Source organism: Flavobacterium selenitireducens, from assembly GCF_014748335.1.
In the GTDB taxonomy this organism is placed as follows: domain Bacteria; phylum Bacteroidota; class Bacteroidia; order Flavobacteriales; family Flavobacteriaceae; genus Flavobacterium; species Flavobacterium selenitireducens.
This window is the reverse complement of sequence record NZ_JAAVIY010000005.1, coordinates 91,545-110,169: the sequence shown is the minus strand read 5'-3', so window position 1 is coordinate 110,169 and position 18,625 is coordinate 91,545. Positions and strand designations below refer to the sequence as shown.

Below are 18,625 nucleotides of genomic sequence, written 5' to 3'. Positions count from 1 at the left end.
CTGCAGATGGGCTATCGGCAAAATCCGTAACTTCAATCCACAAATCCGTATCGATCGATGACTGCTCTTGACGTGCTCAAAAAATATTGGCAATTCGAGACTTTTCGGGAACCTCAGGCAGAAATCATCGCCTCGGTGCTCGAAGGGAAAGACACTGTCGCGCTTTTGCCTACAGGCGGCGGGAAATCGTTGTGTTTCCAGGTTCCGGCGATGATGAAAGACGGGATTTGCCTCGTGATTTCCCCGTTGGTGGCCTTGATGAAAGACCAGGTGGCGAATTTGCAGAAACGCGATATCAAAGCGATAGCGATGACAGGCGGCCTGCGCCAGGACGAGATCTCGGACCTGCTGGACAATGCGCGATTCGGCGGTTATAAGTTCCTGTATGTTTCCCCTGAACGTTTGCAGGCCGACTGGATCGTCGATCGCATAAAAGCGCTGCCGGTAAGCCTCATCGCGATAGATGAAGCGCACTGCGTCTCTCAGTGGGGACACGATTTCAGGCCGGCTTACCTGAAGATTTCGGAACTTAGGCCGCACTTTCCCAAAGTCGCGTTCCTTGCCCTTACGGCTTCGGCCACAAATCGCGTGCAGGCGGACATCGTTACGCAGCTTCAACTCGAAGCTCCGAAGGTCTACAAAAAATCTTTCGTGCGCGAAAACTTGGGCTATATGGTTTTCAAGGCCGAGGATAAATTGTTCCGCGCGTCGCAAATCCTCAAAAAATATCCGCAGCCTTCAATCATTTACGTGCGCAACCGAAAATCCTGCGTTGAGATTTCCGAACAGCTCAAATCGTTGGGATTTACCGCTACGTTTTATCACGGTGGGCTGCATCCGAAGGACAAGCAGAAAAACATGAGTGCCTGGATGGCGAATTCAGTCCAGGTCATGGTCGCCACGAACGCGTTCGGAATGGGCATCGACAAGCCCGACGTCAAAACGGTCCTTCACATCCAACTTCCGGAAAATCTCGAAAATTATTACCAGGAAGCAGGTCGGGCCGGGCGAAGCGGAGAAAATGCATTTGCCGTATTGCTTCATGCGCCAAGCGATGTCTCTGTTGCCCAAAACCAGTTCCTTTCGGTTTTGCCCGATAAGGAATTCGTCAAAAAAGTATATGTGAAACTTTGCAATTATTTCCAGATCGCTTACGGGGAAGGCATTGAGCAAGAGTTCAATTTCAACCTCAACCAGTTTTGCGCCCAATACCAGTTTCCCGTGATGAAAGCCTATAATGCGCTGCAATTTCTCGATCGGCAGGGCGTGCTGACGTTGTCCCAGGAATTTTCGGAAAAAATCACGGCCCAATTCGCGATTTCATCAAAAGAAGTCATCCGATATACAAGCTTAAATCCCCAGGACGAGGACATCTTACTTGCGATTTTACGCGGTTATCCCGGAATTTACGACGTTCCGGCTTCGCTCAACATCTCGGTCATCTCGAAAAAATCAGGCAAGACCGAAGCCGACGTATACGCATTGTTGTCGAAACTAAAAGAACTTCACGTAATCGACTACCAGGCGCGAAACAACGACACTACCCTAACTTTCAACGAAGTAAGAGAGGACGAGCGCACGATAAACCGTGTTTCCAAATACCTCGAAAACCAGAACAAGCTCAAGCATGAGCAACTGAAAGCCGTCATCGACTATGTTGCCAACGATCAAGAGTGCAGGAGCCGGCAACTTATGGCTTATTTCGGGGAAACCGCCGGCCATTGCGGCAACTGCTCGTTTTGTATCTCAAAAAACAAGGCGCCGTCGGACGGCATACCATTATCGGATAAAATAAAAATGCTGTTGGCTTCCGAAGATCTCGATTCGCGCCAATTGGAAAACCTTACGCGGGAAACGCCCAATGACGTTATCTTTGTACTGCGCGAACTGCTCGAATCGGGCTATGTGAGCATTCGTCCGAACAACAAATACACTTTATCGAAAAAATGAACAACGGTTGCCTAAACCCGTTTCAAATCCAATAGCAAATAGATGACAAAAAAACTCAAAATCGTTTTTATGGGAACGCCTGAATTCGCCGTTGGCATTCTTGACAGCATCCTCGAAGCCGGACACGAAGTCGTCGGCGTGATAACCGCGGCGGACAAACCGGCGGGCCGCGGACAAAAGATTAAGTATTCGGCAGTAAAAGAATATTCGCTGGAGAAAAATCTGACGTTGTTGCAGCCGCCGAGTCTTAAAGACGAAGCGTTCCTGTCTGAACTGAAAGCCCTGAAGGCGAACCTGAATGTGGTGGTTGCCTTCCGGATGTTGCCAAAAGCCGTCTGGGCTATGCCGGAATTGGGAACGTTCAACCTGCATGCCTCGCTATTGCCGCAATACCGCGGGGCGGCCCCGATCAATTGGGCGATTATAAACGGGGAATCCAAAACGGGTGTCACGACATTTTTTATCGACGAGAAAATCGATACCGGAGCGATGATCCTGAGTAAGGAAATCGAAATCGGGCCCGATGAAACAGCTGGAGAATTACATGACCGGCTGATGGATATCGGCAAGATCGCCGTGGTGGAAACACTGGAGAAGATTGGGACGGGTTCGGCCGAGACCGAGATACAGGCTGACGGTTCTGACCTGAAGACCGCCTATAAACTCGATCGGGACAACTGCAAGATCGACTGGACGAGACCATCGTTGGAAATCCACAACCTGATCAGGGGACTTTCGCCTTATCCGTCGGCCTGGTGTTGGTTTAAAGACAACGGGCAAGAGTGGAACGTGAAGATTTACCAGTCCGAAATCGAAAAAGGCGAACACGATTTGACCGAAGGATCGCTCGTAAGTTCAAAAAAAGAGCTCAAGGTTGCCGTTCGCGACGGGTACGTAAAAATCTTGTCGCTTCAATTCCCGGGCAAGAAAAAAATGACGGCTCCGGAACTTTTGAATGGGATATCGTTTTCAGAAAACGCCATTGCCTCTTAAAGCCTCGTCATTGTTGGGATGACAGAAATTTTAAGTTTTGCAACCGCGATTTTCAACAAATCATCGAAGTTATCAACAAATCGTTCAAAAACACGCGCCAAGTCTTGCGTGGTAAGGATTTCCTACTAAATTTGTTTGAAGGAACTAAATGTTTAACCAATCAATTAATAACTATTATTATGAACAAATCAGAATTAATCGATGCTATTGCTGCTGATGCAGGGATTTCAAAAGCAGCTGCAAAAACAGCTTTAGAATCATTTTTGAACAACGTAGGAGGCACTCTTAAAAATGGAGGACGCGTATCCCTTGTTGGATTCGGATCTTGGTCAGTATCTAAAAGAGCTGCTCGCGAAGGACGTAACCCACAAACTGGGAAAACTATCAAGATCGCCGCTAAAAACGTTGTAAAGTTCAAAGCTGGTGCTGAACTAGAAGGTGGTGTAAACTAAGAAGTTACTACATACAGAATAACAAAGGCCTTTCGTTTGAAAGGCTTTTTTTTATAAAATCCTCATGTTTGTTTGGCTATTTCAAAGACTTTTAGTTAAATTTAAAATAAAAACGCGGGAATATGATTTCAGAAAAACTCACCAAAGGGCTTTTGCTGATTGCCGAACCCTCCATCTTAGGCGATATCTCATTTAACCGCTCGGTCATTTTATTGGCGGACCACAATGACGATGGCTCTGTCGGCTTCATCCTCAACAAGCCCCTAAAATACACTGTCAGCGATCTCGTGCCGGACATTGAGGCTAATTTCAAGATCTACAATGGCGGGCCGGTAGAGCAGGATAATCTTTATTTTATACACAACATTCCGGAGCTTATACCGGACAGCATCGAAATTTCAAACGGAATTTATTGGGGAGGCGACTTCGATCTTACCAAAAAATTAATCAACGACGGGAAGATCAAAAAGGAACACATCAGATTTTTCCTCGGTTATACCGGATGGGCCGCCCAACAACTAGAAGATGAAATGGAAGCCAATTCCTGGATTTTGGCCGAAAACGTTTACAAGAACAAAATCATCGGTAAGTCTACAAATGATTTCTGGAAAGAAAAAATCCTCGAATTAGGCGGTGATTATATGCTTTGGTCGAACGCACCTGAAAATCCGATGTTGAATTAGGTTTAAGTTTAAGGTTTAAGGTTTAAGGTTTAAGGTTTAAGGTTTAAGGTTTAAGGTTTAAGGTTTAATCCGATGATAGCGTTAAATATTGTTATTGTGCGATAAACTAAACTTTTTGATTGATATCGCTAACCAATATGCCGACCTCAAACGATCAAACTTAAACACAATTCGAACTTTAACAATTCGAACTTTAAACTTTAAACAATCCCAAACTTTGAACTTTAAACTTTAAACAATCCCAAACTTTGAACTTTAAATAATTCGAACTTTAAACTTTAAACAATCCCAAACTTTAAACTTTAAACAATTCGAACTTTAAACTTTAAACAACCCAAACTTTAACCTTCCAACAAGTTAAATCCCTAACCTGACCTGAGCATTCAGTTTACCCACCAAGCCTTGGGAAAACTCGATTCCGTATGATTTCTTACGGTATTGCGTAATAGGTTGCACGCCCATAATCACATTGGTAATAAAAAGCTCGTCGGCCTTTTGTAGGTCGAACGGGGAAATTACCTCCTCTATCACTTCCAAACCCTCGATCGTTCTTGCAATTGCGAGAATTTGCTTTCGCATGACGCCGTTGAGGCAACCTTCCGAAACCGGAGGCGTCGTCAATCTGTTTCCGACAAGCATGAACAGGTTGCCGTTTATCGCTTCGATGACGTTTTTCGAATCGTTCATCAACAGACAATTTTCGTAACCGTTTTCGTTTGCAAAAATACTTGCAGTTACGTTTATGAGCTTATTCGTATTCTTGATCGACGATAGCAATTGTCGTGTGACGTAGAAATCCTTAAAAAGCTCCACTTCATAGCGCTCTTGGGAAATGCAGTACAGTCCGGACGGGAGCCGTTGTGCCGATACGATCCACTGCACTTCATTCGTCTGCGGAAGGTAAAATCCCGCACCTGACCGGAAAACGGTCATCCGGACGCGGGCGCTGTCACTGCAATCCTCATTTTTTGCCGTTTCGATGAGTTGGGTTTCAAAGAATTCCATCGTGAACGCCATCGGAATTTCCATACGGACGATTCGCATTCCGGCCATCAGCCTGAAATAATGATCTTCAAGAAAAAGTACTTTGCCGTCCAGGACGCGTACCGTTTCGTAAACGCCGTCGCCAAAAAGGAGGCCGCGATTGTCGACGGCCGGATCGGATTCAGGAATGAATTTCCCGTTGTGATTGAGCATAAAAAAACCCTGAGTTTAAGTCAGGGCAAATATACGTTTTATATGGCTTTTGTCAGACCGAACCGATGACGTGTTTGAGATCTGAAATCTGGTTGTCCCAAAGCTGCTTGGCTTCGTCCAGTTCGTCTTCGTCGGCGTAGTCGATTACCAAAAGCGAAACATCCTTCGTGATCTCGTCCTCGAGAATACGGAGTTCAAAGAATAGGTCCGTGTCGTTGTTATTTTCGTCAACCCAACGGAATTTCACTTTTTCACCAGTCTTTTTCGAGGTTAGACGCGCTTTTTCTTCGGTATCGTTCCAGATAAACGTAAAGATTTCGCCCCTCGAGTTCACATTGTCCGCAAACCACTCCGAAAGACCCGACGGCGTCGAGATATACTGGTAAAGAAGTTGCGGAGAGGAATTTAGCGGAAACTCTAGCTCGTATCGTACTTTGACGTTCATGTGGTACTATTTTATTTTTGGGAAATATATAGAATTAAAACTAAAGAGGCCATTTTTTGAAAAATATTTTTTTTGCCCGAAGAATTTGCCCAAACCCATTTTAGTTTTATATTTGCACCCGCATTGAGGAAATGCAATAACCGAAAATTTGGCGAGGTAGCTCAGTCGGTTAGAGCGCAGGATTCATAACCCTGAGGTCACGGGTTCAACTCCCGTCCTCGCTACAATAAAAACCCGTAAAACCTCTATCTATAGGTGTTTGCGGGTTTCTTTTTTTAGTTTCACCAAACGCTTGCCAAACGAATGCAAATTACCCGTAGATAGCAGCAACTCTTTCCAACATTTCAGGGCTTGTGGCGTGAGTTCGCGGACCGGAACTTATTTCAGGCAACATACGCATCATAAGCATGTCTGCAAAATCGGGTGATCGGCCAAGCCGCTTTCTGATATCCTCCTTTTTTTCGAGGCGTAAAGGTTCGTTATCATCATTTCGGATTCGCTTTTTGATCTGTTCAAGCTCTTCGATCATTTGCTTTCGGTAACGCTGGTCTTTGCAATAAATCTTGCTTTCGTTGACGAATTCAGCCAATTTGAAATAGCATTGCGATTTCAGGTTATAATAGTTTTCACCTCCGATGGCCGTACCGTTGTTGTGGAACTGTCTGGCCCCGACAAGTGTTCCGGTTTTCGCGCTTTGACGAACAAAAGTCTTTAGTCCGTCGGCATCGTAGATTACATGGCTCAATGGTACGTTGTACTTCAGGCGTAATTCCTGAATCTTACGCGACACCTGTGTTTCGTCGATCTTGTCGATTGCTTCAATCCTTATCAACGTAAGCCCATCCCAAATGCCCATGACAAACAAATCTGACCCCTCATAAGCGATATCTGCTGTTAAATACCTTTTTCCGTTGGATTGAACAAATTCATTGGTAAACACTTCCAAAATTTTATCATAGTCATGAAAGAGTTTCATCGGGTCATCATCGTACTCCCAATTTCCGAACAGCAACCGCTCCTTTTCGTTTTTTGATAGCGTGCGTTCGAGGCTTTCGAGATAACCCTTGTCCAACATTTTGTTGTCGGTGGGAAGCGCCTGAATGAACGCTTTCCACGGTTCGAGTGTTCCCTCTTTGTTCGGCTTATAATAATTCGAGTAGAGGTAGTTCTTGGACGGGTTACAGGTCTGCAGAAGTTTTCCGGCCAGGTTGTATTTCTCATTTTTCCAACGGCCAATTGAAGCGCTCAGGGCATTTTTTGCTTCAAGTTCAAACTCCCCCGCTTCCTCGATCCATCCGCGTGTCATCTGCATGGAGCCGAAACGGTAATAATCCGGATCGGACGGAAGGTATTTCGCGTCAATCAAATAGACCTTTGACTCATTATACAACGAAAAAAAGTTGTCGTTTCCATTATAGGAAAAATATTTGTCAGACAATCCCCAATGCTGAAAGACCTCATGTATCGACGGAACCGTGTATTTTCGAAGATCGTTCAGCTTCTTGCGGGCTATGAAGTAATGCGTGCCGGGATAGATAAGCGCGTCACCAAAAATCAGAGAGCATCCAGTGTATGATTTTGCCGAACCCTTGGAGCCGCCGTAGCAGATATCCGCAGTGGTGGAGTCAAGCCATAGTTTAGCCGCCTGGGCCTGCTTAATGTTTCCGCGCGTGTTAAATTCAATTTGCATCGTCCTTGTTTTGGTCCTCTACAACGATTTTCATCCCGATAATTGGGAGAATCGCTTCGTCTTTAGTTGTGTGGTCAGTCCGCTCCACCAAATTGTTAAGGCGTTGCGTAATGGAAGGGTTAAAAATGCCCGCCATTCCGCCCTCAATTTGATCCTGGCGTATATTTTTCCTAATGCGCGTACAGACAGGGAGAAACTCTTCATACGCGCCGTTTTTATTTTCAAAATAGTCAGAAACGTCTGATATAATTTCATTGTCAGAAAGCCAATTTTCGAAGCCCTCCATAGTGAGACATCGTGCCCGAGGCAGATAAACAAGATCGCTTGGAGGCGTGAAGTTAACTTCCCCGTCTTTCGCCGTAACTCGAATAGTGGTGTTGCCGCGCTTCTGTTCAACTATCAGAATCGGATTATCCCGCAGCTCCTTTCGGTAAGCTTCGAAGTGTTCCCACATTTTAGCAGGTGTTTTAATTTTTCTGGGGCGTGCCATGGTTTAATTTTTCATTCGTTATAAATACTTCCGCATAAGTGAGTACGGCAGATATTGCGGCCTGTTTTCCAAAAAAAACTATTGATCTCGACTTTTTGTCGCCAGAAATTACCTCTGAATAGTGTACTGCGTTTTCCCATCCCTCTGGAAACTCAACGACAGGCTTTATACTATTTGTTTCGTCAAAAAAAAGCCTGATGTCATATTCAAGTGCGTTTTTCATCTCGGCCATCAGCTTGATCGCGGTAGCGTCATTAAGCCATTGGTGCAGGTATGGTTTAAGGCGGTCTATTACTTCTACAATCGGCTCTGCGTTTTTCATATTTTCGTTCATGAGTGTTGGATTTAAGCCAGATTCCGGAAAGGCCTCGACAGGCATGAGACCAATCCGGTCCGGCATATTACTTAGTTTGCTGTTAGTAGATGTGAATCGTTTTGGTTTTGGATTGCACGGCCTTCGATCTCAAGGAACTTTCTAACGCTAATCTGGTTTTCGTCAAAGACAATGCAAAACAGGTTTTTCAAGTATCGCACCCGGACAGGATAGCTCACCTCTTCGGAAAGAATTTCGGGAACGATTACATCGGTACTTCTCAACTCATTGGCCTTTTCAATCGCGGCTAGATCGCTTTCGTAGTTAGTTTCCGTCACTATGAATCCGTGAGAAGCAAGCAAAGCGATCAGTCGGCTGTCGTGGGAGAACTTGAGCGCTGTGCAACACTTCAAAATTATTTCCTTGCGATTTCTCTTAAATTCTTGCTCTCGGTCTATGCCGAACTTTCGCAAGGCGTTTGCTTCACATTTGATTTGCCTCCACATCTTTTTGAGATTGACGTCAACTCCTGAATTCGATGCGAGTAGTTGAACGTTACCGGTGGATTTGATGTTTTCGAATGTCGCCATTGGCAGGTTGTCGATTGATGTTTGCATGTTCTATTTGTTTTTGGTTTTGTTATTTGGTTTGTTTGCTTCTGTCATTGCCTTGATTTTCTTATCGACCGCCTTTTCGAGTGCAAAGTACTTTTCACAGCTCACAGCGTAATAGTCGAAGTCAGTTCCAAGGATTACGGTAATCGCGGCCATTGATTCGATGATGTCCGGCGGCTCCGCGGTTTCTTTTTTCAGTCCGTCCCTTATCATCGATATTTTGATTTTGATCGCATCTGCTTCCCGCAGCACTTTTTGGATGTCGGAGATATAGCTTCCGTCGCGAATCACATAATTGTAATCCTTCAGCAGTTCAATCATTTCGTCATTTCTATCAAACAGAAGCGCATCACAGGCACATTTTATAATTGAAAGCTTCCTTTCCAAAAACTCGATTTCGCGATTTGAAAGAAATTCCTTCGATTGTCCGGCTTTCTTACCTGTCCGCTTCACTTCAAATTCCTCGAAAAGAATTTCCCACATGTCGAACAGCTGTTCGTCCGTAATTGAATCATCATCGGTCAATAGGCGAAGATTTCCGGTTTCCATTACCTCAATGGCAAGAACCATGGGCAACTTTCTTAGAGAGTCGTAAATCATATTATCTCCATTTTGTTTGGGTCATTGCCCATAGTTCGTGATTGATATTTTGCGGGCTCTGATGTTGCGGCCGCGGCAATTTGATCCGTTCAATCGCTTTGCGGGTCAACTGCATTTCTTTCAAAAGCTCCGGACTGTCAGCTGTGGCGTTCAATATTTGGTAAGCAGCTTCATGTCTTTGTTGGCGTTCCGCAATCCCGCGAAGACTGGTCTTGCTCATAAACCTGAAATAATCCTCTTTGGACTTGTGGACAATGTCCCCTTCCTTCAGGTGTGCATACGTTGGCTTATTGGGTGTCAACCTCGGATTCGAACCGTGTCGATCGGTAATCACTTCGGGTCTCCCGCCGTCCCCAACAATCGCAAGTTCTTCCGGCCCTCCTTTACGGCCAAGCTTGTATGCTTTTGGAATTGGAGCCGCGGCAATGGCGGCTGTCTGGATTCCCCCGAGGATCGCGATCCAAATTGCTGCAGCCGAACCCGCGATCGGGCCAAGCGTGTAGGCCTGCATGATTGCCAACGCGGTCGCTATTCCGGTTTGTACGATTTTCAAAGCCTTGTCGTACATCGCCGCTTTTTCCTGTTCCTTTCGCTTCTTCTTCTCCAATTCGTCACGCTTCTTTTCGGATTCCTTCGTGAGAAGATCTTTCTGTCGTTGATCGTTGCCTGCCAGTTCAATAAGTCGGTCATATTTTTCCTGCTCCCTTTGAATTTCGATATCGATGTTTTGAATTCGCGCACTGAAGATGGCGGACGTTATTTCACTGACGAGCGCCATCGTTGCCTGAATTGCTTCGCCAGTGCTCTTGAATCCGTTGACAACGCCTTCGAGAAATCGTTCGATAACTTGAGCGTCCAGACCGAAGGACTCTGCCAGTGCATTACTTGCCTCGGAAATGGCGGCTCTTTTTACTTCGAGAATCTTTGCCTCGTTATCGATTTGAGTCTGAGTGGAAACATTTGAAAGTTGCACCTCAAGATTGTGCAGCACCTTCTTTAAAACCGCCTTCTTCTCGTCAGTGTCCGCCAGAGTTGCAAGCTCAGTTTCGAGCGTCTGAATTTGATTTTCCAGATTTGCTTGCGCATACTGTTGGCGAATGCGTGCAACAGATTCTTCGTATTTCTCGACGGTAATACGTTTTTCTTGCAGGGCTTTTTGAAGGTTCATAATTTCCTTCTCCATGATGATCTGACTTTCGTCGCCAGTTCCTTCGATTACTTTCTTAATCCTTTCCTCCCAAGCTTTCGCCTGGTTTTCTGCTGACTGATCAATTACTTGCTCCCTTTTCCGTTCGGCATCGATCGCAGTTTGAGTCATGCTGTTTTGAAACCTCGCATAAATAAGCTTTTGTTCGTCTGTTAACGCCTTCTTGGTTTTGCCGGTTCGAATTATTTCTGCAACTTCCTTATCCGAAAAGTCGCGAATGAACTTGCCTTTTTCAGCATTGTAGGTTGCAAATTGTCGGAGCTCCTTCTCGGACTGTTTTCGGACTTGTTCTGCTATAAGCTTCTCGTTTTCGTCAATCGCATCAAGGCGCTCGTCAATGAAGTTGTTTTCATTTTCAATAAAGTCCTGATTGGCATCAATTTTAACCTGTAGTTGAAACTGATCCAATTTCGAGCGGTCCTCCATCAGTTTCTTTTGTGCTTCCCATTCCTTCCGTGCCAGTGCTTCGCGTTCTCGCGCCCTTTTTTCTTGATCGCGCTTTTCCTTGTCAGATAATTCCCTTTGGTTATTTGCCTTTAATACCGCTGCTTGTTGATCAATCTCGGCAATGTCGTCGTTCAGCTTTTTGTTTAATTTCTTCTTAGATTCACTGTCTGATGTCATTCTTTGGATTATCACTGCGCTAGACGCTTTTTCGCTTTCAATATCCCTTTGATATTTTTTAGCTGCCTCGCGGGCTGCGCCTTGGCTTTCATCGTCCACAGCTAATAAACGCTGCCTCGTTTCTTCAAGAATTCTAACTCGTTCCGCAGATTTTCTTTTTTCATCTTCGACAAGCGATGCGTTGGACGCGATGATTTTGTTGTTGCCTGCGATTGCGTTTTCGGCTACCGTTTTTTGCGCGTCAATTTCCTCCTGATCAAGTCTTTCACTGTCGCCTTGAGCGGCTCTTTTAATTGCGTATTCGTCTGAAATAGCTTTGAGTTTCTTGCGATAGAAATTATCAAAAGACTTTTCACTTTCCGCTAATGCCGCGGCATCTTTCTCCGCAGCTTCAGCAAGTCTTTTTTGGGCATCTGCAACAGAACCCGCTGAAGCTGCAAACGCGTCGTACGCGGCGACTAGTGAGAGAACAATGCCTAATATTAATCCCCATGGCGTTGATTTGGTAGCTGTATTTAATAACGTGGTCGCGGCGGCGGCTTCCCGGGCGGCGGCGGCTTGCGCTTTTATGGCAACGGTACCAACTCCAGTAGCCATCGCAAAACGCAGCTGAAGAGTGGTCGAAGCGGCCTTTAGTCCGTTCCAAATTATCATGGATGTGTTCCATGCTTTCTGAACCCCAATGAAAGTCAGGATAATAGCCCCAAACTTCAGTGTATTGGTTATGACGTCGGCGAGATTGTCCTTGAGAAACCTCAGCGTTTTTACGATTCTCTGTGACCCTTCATTTGCGTTGTTTTGCTGAAGGACATACTTACTCCATTCATCCCTTAAATCATTGAGAACTGAATCAATACTTTGGGCGGCAGCGGCAACCTCCTCGTTTAGCGCAGCGTTTTCTTTGTATTCTGCGCCGGCTGACTTCATTGCATTTTCCAAAACGCCGTAGTTCGCGGCCAACGATCCAACTACGGTAAACGCCCTCTTCTCTGATATCCCCAATTCGTCGAGTGTGAGGCTAAGGTTTTTGCCTTGATCCTTCGAATCTTTCAAGCCTTTAACGAACTTCAGAAACACGCCGGTAGCATCCTTGTTGAATTGCTCCGAAAGTTGTTTTTCGGTGAGTCCTGTGAGCTTTAAAACTTGCTCAAGGTTCTTTCCTGTCGCGATCGCATCGTTCAAAACGCCAAAAGTTGTTTGAACGGCGCTTCGAGAAGCTTCGGCTTCCGAACCTAGCGTTGAAGTAGCAGCGGCCAATCCAAGCACTCCTTGTGCCGACGTATTGTAAACTGCGATACCTTTCTGAATCTCCGTTGCGTTGGCTAAAATTTCTCCTTCAGTTGATGCATAGGCGTTTCCGAGTGCGGTAATTACGGATGCCAGACGGTCTGCGTTCTCGAAGCTGTCAGATGAAACCTCAATGAATTTCGCGAAACTTCCAACCTGCTCTTCGGAAATAATATTCGAGGTCAATCTTAGCTTTTCCACCGCCTCGGAAAACTTGAGGATATTGGCCGTTCCGGTCACGCCCAACTGTCCTGCGACTTCTGCCGACTCAAGTAGTCCTTGAATACTTATCCCGTCGAGCTTTCCTCCAAGGTCAATGACGGCAACTCCCAACGCGTCCAGTTCTGCGCCAGAGATTCCGGTAGTTTTACCAACTGCGATTAACTGCCTGTCAAACTCACGAATAACGCTAAAAACGTCCTTCAATATGGTGCTGAACAATTGCAGTCCGCCGACGAGTCCAAAAGCGGACATAAGATCAACCAGAGTGCCCCTCAGACCTTTAAAAGCCGACTGGTAATTTCCAATATTGTTTTTGTAGTTGTTGATTGCCGCGTTGACAGCTGATAACCTCGCTTCGAGTTTTTGGAATTCGATATTTGCGCGCGCAATCTCTGCTGTGTTGCGCTTCTCTGCTGATAACAAATCCCCAAGGCGCTTTTGCGCTTCGTTTCGGGCGCGAGTCAGCTTCTCATGAGCACCGACCAACCCCAAACGATCACGTTGCTCTTGTTTGATTTGCTTGTTGACCTCCTGAAGCAATGTCCTTTCTTTAATCAAGGCCTGGTTCGTGCTTTCCGTCGCGAGTTCGTTTTTCTTTTTGGTAGAAATGAGCTGCTTTTCAAGCTGGTCCTGCTCCTTCCATATTTTAAGCCCTTTTTCCCCAATTTCGTTAGATCGCTTCAGTGCGGCCTGCATTTCCTTGAAGCCCTCAGCCTTCCGAAGTTCTTCGCTTGAGGCTCGCATTTGCAGAATGATACTCACAAATTCCTTGTTTTTGGCAATTGCCGCATCAAGGTTTTTTGCGTAGTCGTCACCCCATGCTAAAGCGTCGTCCGTTATGATGTCTTTTCTTGTAATTGTGCCCGCTGAACTCATGGTTGTCTTTGTGAATTATACTTTAATACTTGCCACTTGCCTGCGCCATTTGGCTTTAGGCTTATGAGCCATCCTTTTTCCGGTTGCCCGTCCTCATTTGTGAATTCAATGAGGCCGTAAATGTTTAGGGTTTGCTGTCCATTGATGATCGATTTGCCGTCAATGATTTGCATGATTCCGAAATCGCATACGTGCTCAAACTCGACGATTTCAGGGACAAACCTTGGCCGGGATAATTCGGAGTTGAGAATATTACCGTTTTCCGAATATTGATGTTGTCCGACCATTTTTGTCGTAAGCGAACTGTTCGCGGTCGAACTGGCATATCGTATGTAATCCATCGGATATTTTACAAGTCCCGCGGCAATGTACCAGCCGTGTCGCAACATCATGTTGAATGGCGACAATCTTAGGTTCGTCGCCGTTTCAGGGGAATAGGTTCCAGTCGGCGGCTCTTCGAGAGCATCGGGCCCATCGAACCAAAGGCGCTCTTTAAAAATTTCCGTCTCAGTCTTTTTTAGATCGAGGTAAAAAATGTCGTCGTCGTATTGGGTGTCGGTGGTAGGATATTGAGTTTTCGGTTTCCTGCGCGCAAACTCCTTTCCGTATGAGTCACCTCTATATGCGGACAATGCGGAATAGCTGTTTTTCAAAGCAGTGATTACCGTCGAAAAAGTCGTTTTCCCGTTGTATTCGTCAAGGCCCATCGCTTCCTCATAGTTGCCGCCTTTCTCGTAACCTATTTCTATGGAGCTGAAATAATGCTTCGTCGAAACGGTCCGCTTGACTTTGGATATCTGGTTGGGTAGTCGGACAGTGACGTTGGGATTATAGAAATAGCGAAGATCCTCAACAACGATCTTTTCCTCGAAGCCGACGCGTTCGATTCCCAATCCCGTATTCCAAATGGCCGCATTCGAGTTCTCGCAATCCTTGAATGACGTTGCAAGCGGCTTGAACGGGTTTGGCTCGGAATCAATGTTTGTGGTTTGCGTCAGAAATGTTCCAAGCATGGTATTTCCGGTCCCCGCCCCATAAACGTGAAGGCCGCCGTCCGCCGTGTTGTATCGGTAAGTTGTCTCAACTCCATTGTAAATGTATCTGAAGAAATACGCGCGCTCCTGGTTTGTTAGCGGGTAGGTGTCACCATTTTCATTTATGTAGTACGCAAGCTCCCCGTTGTCCGTCTGTCCGGAAATGTCACCCAAATCAAAAACGATTTCATTAAGCGATCCAGATATGGCAGGCGACGGCAAAATCCATTTTCCTGCGTTCTTTTCAGATGTGAAGTTTGTGCTCTGAAAAGGAATGGGAACGTTCCCGGCCAGTACATAGGTAATTTCGTTGAATGTGACCGCCGCGCGCGTTGTGTAGGTGGATGCCTGCCAAGGCTGAACACCGATTACGGAGTGCTTGTCAAATCCACGCAGCCAAAAACCGTGCGTGATGCCTGTGTGCGCACCCGGGCCGTCAACGGCGTATCCTTTGTCGGTACGTCCGAAAAATCGCGATCGAAAATTCTTTTTGCTTCCGGTCATGATTTCCGCAAGGCGCTCGAAAACGTCGTACATCAGGAAGAACTTTGCTTTTGACTTTTCGTAGAAGCTGTCTTCGATAATGGTGCATTTGCCTTTTATGTCCTGCGCTTTGATTCCTAAGTGTCCTCGGTGTGTCGCATTACCCAAATCGGCGCGTACCAGAAACTCAAGCGACAAACTTTGCCCTGTATCGAGGGATATTGTGTCGTCAAAAGCTACATTCCAGGTTGCGGGCGCAATATTATTTGGATCGAACCAACTTCCGAAAGTTCCGCCAAGTTCAAGCAACTGGTTTGGCTGTCCTTCCACTTTCTCCTTCCGAAAAATCTCAATCCTGCTTTCAGAATCGTACGACTCTCCATTTGAATATTTGCCGAAAAACAATCCATACCAACCATGATTCACATGGTCGTATTCAAAAACATTGGTAGTAAACGTGAGGTTCATTTTGACACGAAATGTTCGTGGCCGGTCCACTTTTGCGATCAACATCATTCCCGTGGTTCCGTTCAATTCATTCCCGTGGGATTCCGGAATGACCGATTGGGCTTCTTCATGTGACCTCTCGATAAGCTCAAAAGGAACGCCCGTGGATTGATATCGCGTACCGCCATTACTGCGGACCCTAGTACTGGCAATATTATCCGCACGACTGATCTCCCAAATTGAGGTTAACAAAATCCTTCGACCGTCAAGCGAAACCTGCTCCACCGTCATTGGGTCAATCGGCTTTCCGTCCATTGTAGATAATCGGTCCAATTCAACGGCTTCAGATTCCCGCGCTTTCAAAATGGGCTCCAAACCTCCGGAACTAAACTTTATTGAAAGCGTGTCGTCGGATATCTCACGCGTGGTGAGGTCAAGGTATCCCTCATAGCTGCGCGTCCAGATGTCAGTGACTGGGTGGCGCTCTTCCCGCAATAACCGAGGGCGGGCATTGATGCCCTCGGTCGCCTCAATCATCTGGATGAAATCTTTGGATTCGCCTTTAAACTTTAACGCGTTGGAAAACTTGGCGAAAATGCCGTGATAGTCCACATTTCGGGCATATTCCTTTTCGTCAGTGTCCCATCCTGAAGGCTCCTCTGGCAACGTAAAACTACCGTAGGTCTTGTGGGAAAGTGTATATCTGATTCGGTCTGTTGGTATTGGGAACACTCCCATATTCTTGACGTTTTAAAGTTGGTATGGTCAAGAATTAATTTCAAGAATTGAGGAAACTACACGTTTCGGTAAGGACGTTGGCCGGGCGGCCTAATCCCATTTGCCGCAGGTTTTTGATTTGCGGTTTTGGTCATCCAATTGACAAAATGGCTTCGGAATTCCTTTTCATTGGGCTTCTGGTCTGTTTGTGCCTCGATTGTCAAGAGGAAGTCTTTAAGTTTTGCAATAATGATTTCGGGTGTTGATCGCTGTTGCATGCAAACCGTTTCTATCCATTCCGGAGATTCTATCGCATTGTTGTAAAATGCCTGATTTCTGCTTAATGGTTTTTCCCCTTGAACCCCTTTTCCTTTATCAACTACAATTACATCTTCAATTACATCTTCATTTACTAAATGCTTAAGCATAGCTTCAAGCATAGCTTTGTTTTTTATATCAATATCCTTTATTTTCTCAAATATTTCTTCATTATTAAGATGTTGAAGGTTTTCTCTAAGTTGTGAATGTTCTTTTTCGCTTAAAAACAACTTTGCTTTTTTCCAAAATTGCCCGACCCGGCCATTAAGGGCTTGCTTGCCCGAAAACTCGGACCTCAGCGAAACAACCTCCTGAAGCTTTTTGTTGTACCAACCCTTTTCGGTTAGTTCAAACTTAGCTTCAAGGGTAGCTTTAAGGGTAGCTTCATCAATTCCGGAGCAATACATCATCAACCGACGCGGTTCGTTAGGTATAAATCCTCCATTTTGATGTTGATAAATTAATAAATCTAGGTAGCAAGCGCGTTCCTCCGGAAGCATCATGCGGGTGCCTTCATAGAAGTCCTTGCTATAAAATAAGAAGGCTGGATCTTTTCCCATGTCTTTCGTATGAGGATTATTTAAGATCCGATTGCAGCCTTCTGACAACCTTGACCACCTGATCCGTATCAACTACCTTTCGGCCATTCCTCTCTTTCAAATAATGCAGGATATTCAACTCTCCAAACGGTGTGGCCATACGTAATTCTGTTTTAAGAACATCCTTGAAAGCTTGGTAACCACTTGCAAGCTCAATCGCGGCATTTAACGCCTTCTCCTCAAGGTCGCTATTGGAATAAATCCTAAACGTTCGATCCATGATTTCTTCTTTACTGTCGTCAGAAATAAAAAACTCATCGTCACTACAAGTAATGTCTTGAAGTCGAACGTGGCTCGATCGCCAAGAGTCTGGAATGAATTTGACAACATCCCGAAACAAGCGGTTCATTTCCTTTATTTGCCCGTAAACGATTGATTCGATTGATTGGGGCGTGGCGCTACTGTAAGTCTCGATTGCTCGATTGGTCAAGACCTCCTGCAAATAAGACACCCCGTTATGCTTGGCTGTAAGGCCCCAAAAAAGCACAAGGTTCAGTCCGGTTTTTTCAAACTCAGATTTGAAGTTTTGTAACGGCTCTTGGATAAATTTTATATCCGCGAAAACAGCCTGGGCTTCTTCGATGCTTTCATAAAGTTTCTTTCTCATGACTTCAATTTTAAGTTGTTTTGTTCGTCGTAACTTGAAAGGTTGTCGCATTTGCAATCCAGATATGTCATGGATGCTTCTTTATCTGCTTTAGCCTTGATTTTTGTCCGACTTTCAATACGTTGCTCTTCATCGTTTTTGCTTTTGGCAATGTTCCATCGGACACTTCTAACCACGCCCGCAGCGTCGAGAACTTTTTCGCCCGCCTTATCCGTGCAAAACGTATTTAAATTGAGGAACCCAAGAGGACTTCTCATTCCCAAAGATTGCATCACTTTATTGAACTCGTTGTATGCCTCTATTGCTTTTGTGCCGGCGTCAACCGCGGATTGTTCCTGATCGTTCTCGATGTATGTGGAGAATTTTTCTTCCAGTATTCGCTTTTTTGATTCTTTTGATACAAAGAATTTGTTCTCTTGGAAAGTAATATCTGACAATCCGATCTGCCTATTCGAAAAATTTTGGATATCCCTCCGCATCTCGGCAATCAGATCCTTCAATTCACTGTAAATGCTGTAAGTGGACTTCTGAATTTCTTTTTCCAAGTGATTAGCAACCGTCGAAGGAATAGCAGCCATAGCCTCCTTTTGCATCGTTTCCCAAAAACGCTCCTGAACCCCAAGTTTGGAGAATGCGGGCCAGTGGTCTTCCAATTTGTATCCGGTTTTGTCGAAAGCCTTTCTGAAAGCGTTCAATTTCCCCGTTAAAAAACCGACTGAGCGAAATACTGTTTCGGCAGAGGATACGTCCTGATGTATAAGTTTTCTTGTCATTACC

At 45.4% G+C, this 18,625-nt stretch carries 16 protein-coding genes and 1 tRNA gene; 5 read left to right on the top strand and 12 right to left on the bottom strand.

Annotation, left to right across the window (positions count from 1 at the left end; all coding sequences use genetic code 11):
- Window positions 1–57: 57 nt before the first annotated feature.
- From HC229_RS09610 to HC229_RS09595, 4 genes are all read left to right on the top strand, one after another.
- On the top strand, window positions 58–1,950 hold the full coding sequence (locus tag HC229_RS09610) for a RecQ family ATP-dependent DNA helicase (protein ID WP_191020271.1): 1,893 nt from the start codon (window positions 58–60) through the stop codon (window positions 1,948–1,950).
- A 42-nt stretch (window positions 1,951–1,992) separates the two neighbouring features.
- Window positions 1,993–2,943: a methionyl-tRNA formyltransferase gene (fmt, locus tag HC229_RS09605; protein WP_223845575.1), complete on the top strand. Its 951-nt coding sequence runs from the start codon at window positions 1,993–1,995 to the stop codon at window positions 2,941–2,943.
- 179 nt (window positions 2,944–3,122) lie between these two features.
- Window positions 3,123–3,395, top strand: coding sequence for an HU family DNA-binding protein (locus HC229_RS09600; RefSeq protein WP_191020270.1), 273 nt, complete (start codon window positions 3,123–3,125; stop codon window positions 3,393–3,395).
- A 122-nt stretch (window positions 3,396–3,517) separates the two neighbouring features.
- On the top strand, window positions 3,518–4,078 hold the full coding sequence (locus HC229_RS09595; protein ID WP_191020269.1) for a YqgE/AlgH family protein: 561 nt from the start codon (window positions 3,518–3,520) through the stop codon (window positions 4,076–4,078).
- 357 nt (window positions 4,079–4,435) lie between these two features.
- Here the strand turns inward: HC229_RS09595 and HC229_RS09590 are convergent, their stop codons facing one another.
- Together HC229_RS09590 and HC229_RS09585 are read right to left on the bottom strand one after the other, a co-directional pair.
- Window positions 4,436–5,275: an aminotransferase class IV gene (locus HC229_RS09590; RefSeq protein ID WP_191020268.1), complete on the bottom strand. Its 840-nt coding sequence runs from the start codon at window positions 5,273–5,275 to the stop codon at window positions 4,436–4,438.
- Window positions 5,276–5,327: 52 nt separating this feature from the next.
- The gene (locus HC229_RS09585; protein ID WP_191020267.1) at window positions 5,328–5,720 is read right to left on the bottom strand and encodes an START-like domain-containing protein; all 393 of its coding nucleotides are present in this window, start codon (window positions 5,718–5,720) and stop codon (window positions 5,328–5,330) included.
- A gap of 150 nt (window positions 5,721–5,870) precedes the next feature.
- On the opposite strand from HC229_RS09585, the gene HC229_RS09580 reads away from it, so the two are divergent.
- Window positions 5,871–5,944: transfer RNA gene (locus tag HC229_RS09580), tRNA-Met, on the top strand.
- An 86-nt stretch (window positions 5,945–6,030) separates the two neighbouring features.
- Here the strand turns inward: HC229_RS09580 and HC229_RS09575 are convergent.
- The 10 genes from HC229_RS09575 to HC229_RS09530 form a co-directional block, all read right to left on the bottom strand.
- The gene (locus HC229_RS09575) at window positions 6,031–7,410 is read right to left on the bottom strand and encodes a terminase (RefSeq protein ID WP_191020266.1); all 1,380 of its coding nucleotides are present in this window, start codon (window positions 7,408–7,410) and stop codon (window positions 6,031–6,033) included.
- Entirely contained in the window at window positions 7,400–7,900 is a 501-nt protein-coding gene (locus tag HC229_RS09570; RefSeq protein WP_191020265.1) for a terminase small subunit, read from the bottom strand. Before HC229_RS09570 ends, HC229_RS09575 begins: the two co-directional genes overlap by 11 nt.
- On the bottom strand, window positions 7,878–8,234 hold the full coding sequence (locus HC229_RS09565) for a hypothetical protein (protein WP_191020264.1): 357 nt from the start codon (window positions 8,232–8,234) through the stop codon (window positions 7,878–7,880). The genes HC229_RS09570 and HC229_RS09565 overlap by 23 nt, the downstream gene beginning before the upstream one ends.
- A gap of 71 nt (window positions 8,235–8,305) precedes the next feature.
- Entirely contained in the window at window positions 8,306–8,830 is a 525-nt protein-coding gene (locus tag HC229_RS09560; RefSeq protein ID WP_191020263.1) for a hypothetical protein, read from the bottom strand.
- Window positions 8,831–8,833: 3 nt separating this feature from the next.
- Entirely contained in the window at window positions 8,834–9,427 is a 594-nt protein-coding gene (locus tag HC229_RS09555) for a hypothetical protein (RefSeq protein WP_191020262.1), read from the bottom strand.
- Window position 9,428: 1 nt separating this feature from the next.
- Window positions 9,429–13,643, bottom strand: a complete 4,215-nt coding sequence (locus HC229_RS09550; RefSeq protein ID WP_191020261.1) for a hypothetical protein — start codon at window positions 13,641–13,643, stop codon at window positions 9,429–9,431.
- On the bottom strand, window positions 13,640–16,345 hold the full coding sequence (locus HC229_RS09545; RefSeq protein WP_191020260.1) for a hypothetical protein: 2,706 nt from the start codon (window positions 16,343–16,345) through the stop codon (window positions 13,640–13,642). The genes HC229_RS09550 and HC229_RS09545 overlap by 4 nt, the downstream gene beginning before the upstream one ends.
- A gap of 56 nt (window positions 16,346–16,401) precedes the next feature.
- The gene (locus HC229_RS09540) at window positions 16,402–17,202 is read right to left on the bottom strand and encodes a DUF7833 domain-containing protein (protein ID WP_191020259.1); all 801 of its coding nucleotides are present in this window, start codon (window positions 17,200–17,202) and stop codon (window positions 16,402–16,404) included.
- Between the two features lie 16 nt (window positions 17,203–17,218).
- Window positions 17,219–17,848, bottom strand: coding sequence for a hypothetical protein (locus HC229_RS09535; protein ID WP_191020258.1), 630 nt, complete (start codon window positions 17,846–17,848; stop codon window positions 17,219–17,221).
- Window positions 17,845–18,621: a hypothetical protein gene (locus HC229_RS09530; protein ID WP_191020257.1), complete on the bottom strand. Its 777-nt coding sequence runs from the start codon at window positions 18,619–18,621 to the stop codon at window positions 17,845–17,847. Before HC229_RS09530 ends, HC229_RS09535 begins: the two co-directional genes overlap by 4 nt.
- Between the last annotated feature and the right edge of the window lie 4 nt (window positions 18,622–18,625).